4 protein-coding genes are annotated in these 4,640 nt (G+C 74.2%); 3 read left to right on the top strand and 1 reads right to left on the bottom strand.

Annotation, left to right across the window (positions count from 1 at the left end; all coding sequences use genetic code 11):
• Positions 1 to 334: 334 nt before the first annotated feature.
• Both ACYVKY_RS04745 and ACYVKY_RS04740 read left to right on the top strand, forming a co-directional pair.
• Positions 335 to 826 (top strand): hypothetical protein, encoded by a 492-nt coding sequence (locus ACYVKY_RS04745; protein ID WP_460433847.1) that lies wholly within the window; start codon positions 335 to 337, stop codon positions 824 to 826.
• Between the two features lie 29 nt (positions 827 to 855).
• Positions 856 to 2,385, top strand: coding sequence for a flotillin family protein (locus tag ACYVKY_RS04740; RefSeq protein ID WP_460433846.1), 1,530 nt, complete (start codon positions 856 to 858; stop codon positions 2,383 to 2,385).
• A gap of 25 nt (positions 2,386 to 2,410) precedes the next feature.
• On the opposite strand, the gene ACYVKY_RS04735 is transcribed toward ACYVKY_RS04740, so the two are convergent.
• Positions 2,411 to 2,845, bottom strand: coding sequence for a hypothetical protein (locus ACYVKY_RS04735; protein WP_460433845.1), 435 nt, complete (start codon positions 2,843 to 2,845; stop codon positions 2,411 to 2,413).
• A gap of 84 nt (positions 2,846 to 2,929) precedes the next feature.
• On the opposite strand from ACYVKY_RS04735, the gene ACYVKY_RS04730 reads away from it, so the two are divergent.
• Positions 2,930 to 4,528, top strand: coding sequence for a MoxR family ATPase (locus ACYVKY_RS04730; protein WP_460433844.1), 1,599 nt, complete (start codon positions 2,930 to 2,932; stop codon positions 4,526 to 4,528).
• The last annotated feature ends 112 nt before the right edge of the window (positions 4,529 to 4,640 follow it).

Here is a 4,640-nt window from a genome sequence, read left to right as displayed (position 1 = left end):
GTCGGGTGCCCGCCGCGGCGCGCGGCGAGCCGCCCGAGGAGCTGCCGGGCGGACGCCGGCGCGCGGGCGGACGGTCGGGGGTGCTGCGGGAAGCCACGCCCGACAGTATGCGGGCGACCCGGACGCCCCACCCGACGGCGAGCACGCCCCGGGCGGGGACCTTCACCACTTCTCCCACGTTCGGGCGCAGCACCTGCGGAGCCCGGCGGCAGCGGTCGCGTCCACAACGACGGGGCGGGCCGCGGCCCCGACCGGCTAGGATCCAGGTGCCCGACCTGGCCGGTCGGACCCTGCGCCGACCGCCCCACGGACGCGCCGACCAGGAGGAGGCCCGATGACCCCGTACCTCGTGATCGGCGGGATCGGCGTGGCCCTGCTGGTCGTCTCCCTCGTCGTCGGCGAGATCTTCGACGGCCTGTTCGACGCCCTCGGCGGCGATCTCGTCTCCGGCGCCTCGCTGGCCGCCTTCCTCGGCGCCCTCGGCTTCGTCGGCGCCCTCACCTACGGCTCCACCGGCTCGCACGGCTGGGCCACCGCGGCCGGCCTGGGCGCGGGCGTCGTCATCGGCGCCGGCGCCGGCGTCCTCACCCGCACGCTGAACCGCGACGGCGACGACAGCACCGTCCGCTCGTCCGCGCTCACCGGTCGCGACGCGACGGTCGTGAGCGCCGTGCCCGAGGAGGGCTACGGCGAGGTCAGCATCGTGGTCGCCGGGCACCTCACCAAGCTGAACGCCCGCGCCGGCGAGGCGCTGCCCGCCGGCACGCCCGTCACCATCACCGCCGTCCTGTCCCCGACGTCCGTCCAGGTCGCACGCCGCGCCTGACCCGCACCACAACCCGAGGGGGGTTTCCCGTGGAGTTCCCGACCACGCTCGTGTCCATCGTCGGCATCGTCGTCGTCCTGCTGCTGGTGGTCTTCGCCATCACCCAGCGCTACAAGGTCGCCGGGCCGAACGAGGCGTTCATCGTCACCGGCCGGCGCGGCAAGGCCGTGCGCAACGAGACCACCGGCCAGCTGTCGACCGACCTGTCCGGCCAGAAGGTCGTCATGGGTGGCGGCGTGTTCGTGCTGCCGTTCGTGCAGCGCCTGCACGTGCTCGACCTGTCCTCGCGCCGCATCTCGGTGCAGATCCGCGGCGCGGTCTCGGGGCAGGGCGTCAAGCTCAACCTCGACGGCGTCGCGATCGTCAAGGTCGGCGGCAACGAGGACTCCATCCGCGCCGCGGCCCAGCGGTTCCTCACCCAGCAGGCCGACATCGAGGTGTTCACCCAGGAGACCCTCGCGGGTTCGCTGCGCTCGATCGTCGGCTCGCTGACGGTGGAGCAGATCATCCGCGACCGCGCGGCCTTCGCGCAGCGGGTGGCCGACGAGTCCGAGACCTCGCTCACCGGCCAGGGCCTGGTGCTCGACACCTTCCAGATCCAGGACATCACCGACGACGGCAGCTACCTCGCCGACCTCGGGCGTCCCGAGGCCGCCCGCGTCGGCCAGACCGCGGCGATCTCCGAGGCCGAGGCCCGCCGGGCCGCCGAGCAGGCCCGGATCAAGGCCGAGGAGGAGATCGCGGTCGCCCAGCGCGCGCTGGCGCTGAAGCAGTCCGAGATCAAGGCCGAGACCGACGCCGCCGCCGCGACCGCCGCCGCGTCCGGGCCGCTGGCCCAGGCGGACCGCGACCAGGCGATCCTGCTCGAGCAGGAGAAGGTCGCCGTCCGGCAGGCCGCGCTCAAGGAGCGCCAGCTCGACACCGAGGTGCGCAAGCCGGCCGACGCCGCCCGCTACCAGGTGGAGCAGGAGGCCGAGGGCCGCCGCAACGCCGAGGTCTTCGAGGCCGACGCGCGCCGGCAGGCGTCGATCGCGGCCGCGCAGGCGGAGGCCGAGAAGGCCCGCCTCACCGGTGAGGGCGACAAGTCCCGCCGGTCGGCGCTCGCCGAGGCCGAGGCGATCGAGGGTGCCCGCCGCGGTGAGGCCGAGCGCTCCCGGCGCGTCGCCGAGGCCGAGGCGGTGCGCGCCGAGGGTGAGGCGCAGGCCGCCGCGATCCTGGCCACCGGCCAGGCCGAGGCCGAGGCGATGGAGAAGCGCGCCGCCGCGTTCGCCAAGTACAACGAGGCCGCGGTGCTGCAGATGCTGGTCGAGGTGCTGCCGCAGGTCGCCAAGGAGGTCGCGGCCCCGATGGGTGCGATCGACAAGCTCACCGTGGTCTCGACCGACGGTGCCGGCGCCCTGCCGAAGCAGGTCACCGACAACCTGGTGCAGACGATGGAGCTGCTGAAGAACACCACCGGTGTCGACCTGCAGGAGCTGGTCGGTCGCTACGCGTCCGGCACGCCGGGCTCGACCCGCACCGCGCCGGCACCGGTCGCGGCCGCGGAGACCACGGACTGATCCCCGTCCCCGCGCCCCGCCCGGCCTAGTCGTCGGCGCGGGCGCGGCGGCGGCCGAAGGCCTCGGCCACCAGGCTGAGCCCGACGCCCAGCATGAAGACGTCCTTGGCGATGCCGATGCCGTCCTGCGTCGGACGCACGCCGTCCTCGCGGGTCAGCCCCGGCGTGCGCAGGTACATGCCGAGCAGCGCGGCCGAGAAGCCGGTGAGCGCCGCACCGGCGACCGCCGTCGGGACGAACGGCGTGAGCAGCAGCGCGCCGAGCGCGATCTCGCCCTTGGACAGGTTCGCGACGAACGAGCGCGGCTCCTGCGAGCCGAGGAACGGGTAGGCGCCGCTGGCCATGCCGTGCAGCCCCTTCGCGGTCTCCTCGTCGGCGCCGGACTTGTCCAGGCCGGAGCTGAGGATGAAGGCGCCGGTGGCGACGCGGGCGGGCATCTCGTGCCAGGTGCTGAGGGCCATGCCGTCCACGCTAGGTCGCCCTCGGCCCGGTCGCCCGCCGAGAGCGTCCCGCCCCGCCCACCGGATTTGTGTCATACTGACATCGTGAGCACCTACGAACCGGATCTCGGGCAGGTCTCCGCCGCGCCGACCCGTCCGCCGCGGGCCGGGACGACGACCGCGCCGCCGGTCGCCCTCGACGTCGAGCACCTGTTCGCCGACGAGGCCTCCAGTGGCGGTGTCGCCCCGGGTGCGCCGCTCGACGAGAAGCTGCGGCAGGCCTACTTCTGGATGGTCAACCACGCGGTCATCAGCCCGCACTACGACGTCGAGTTCTCCGCGCCCGACCGCCCCCGGACCACGTTCCGGCTCGGCGACTCCGGCGCCGAGGTCGACCTGCCGACCGACCAGTCGTACTCCTCGTTCGTGCTGCTGCCGCTGCTGACGTTCGCCGTCCGCGGCCGCTGCCTGCTGGTCGGCGGCCCGGGCCGCGGCAAGACGGCGTCCGCGATCCTGATGGGGGTGATCGCGGGCTACCCGGTGCACGAGGTGCGCCGCGGCATGCAGCACGGGCACCCGCAGCTGACGGTGCAGGACATGTTCGGCACGCCCCTGCCGCGCGACCTGGTCGAGGCCGAGCGGCTCTCCGACATCGACGTCGCGTGGCGGTCGTGGCTGGGCATGCGGGTGAAGATCGTCGACGAGTACAACCGCATCCCGACCCGCACCCAGTCGGCGCTGCTCACCGTGCTGGCCGACGGCTACGTCGAGGTGTTCGACCAGGTCTACGAGACCGGCGCGTCGGCCTGGTACCTCACCGCCAACGACGACGCCGGCGGCGGGACGTTCCAGGTGGTCGACGCGCTGCGCGACCGCATCGACGTCGTGGTGAAGGCGCTGTCGTTCAACAACCGGTTCCTCGGCGAGCTCGTCGCCCGGGCCGAGCGCGGCCTGCGTCCCGAGGAGAACGTGCCGCCCGGCATCGTGTTCGACGCCGACGAGCACGACCGGCTGCACCGCGAGGTGCTCGCGGTCCCGTTCCCCGTGCCCGTGCGCCGTCGGCTCGAGCACTTCGCCGCCCAGCTCGAGCTGCTCGAGCGGGCCGGGCGCCAGCTCGAGTACCGGACCAAGGACACCGCCCGGCTCGCCGGCGTCGACCCGCACCTGCTCGCGCTCGCCGACGACGGCCGCGACCGGCTCGAGGACGTCGGCGCGCAGACCCTGAACGGGCTGTCGGTGCGGGCGCTGCAGTCGCTGGTGCTCTACGCCAAGGCGATGGCCTACTTCCGCGGCGACGCCGAGGTCACCCTCGACGGCCTGCGCGCGGTGCTGCCGTTCGTGCTGCACGACAAGCTGCAGCCCGACCTGCAGGCGAGCGCGTTCGACGACCCCGAGCGCGAGGCGCTGCGCACCGACCGGGTGTCGTGGATCCGCGACCTGTTCGACACCGCCTGCCGCCAGTACGACGCGCAGGGCCTCGACGGCGACGACCCCGTCGGGCGGGTGCTCGCCGAGCTGGACGCCGGACTCGAGGGCCTGGACGAGCAGACCGTCCGCACCCGGCTCGCGCAGGTGGAGCGGCTGCTGCACGCGCGCCAGCGCGGCAAGCTGCACGGCGACGTCTACGAGGACGCGCTCGCGCTGAAGTACGCCCACCAGCGGTACTCCTCGTACCTGTCGTGGCTGCGGTGGAGCGGCGCGTGAGCACCACCCCGGCGGCCCTGGACCCGGACGGCCACCTCGGCCGGGTGCTGCGCGCGCACTCGCCGGTCGTCGACCCGTGGCTGCGCCAGGCCGCCGCCACCGCCGAGCAGTC

This window comes from Angustibacter speluncae, assembly GCF_054777815.1.
Note: the sequence above shows the minus strand (reverse complement) of the source record. Positions and strands in the feature narration are given on the sequence as shown.

Coding starts and splice junctions, on each gene's coding strand:
- ACYVKY_RS04745 (WP_460433847.1), top strand. CDS start 335: ATGACCCCGTACCTCGTGATCGGCGGGATCGGCGTGGCCCTGCTGGTC.
- ACYVKY_RS04735 (WP_460433845.1), bottom strand. CDS start 2,845: ATGGCCCTCAGCACCTGGCACGAGATGCCCGCCCGCGTCGCCACCGGC.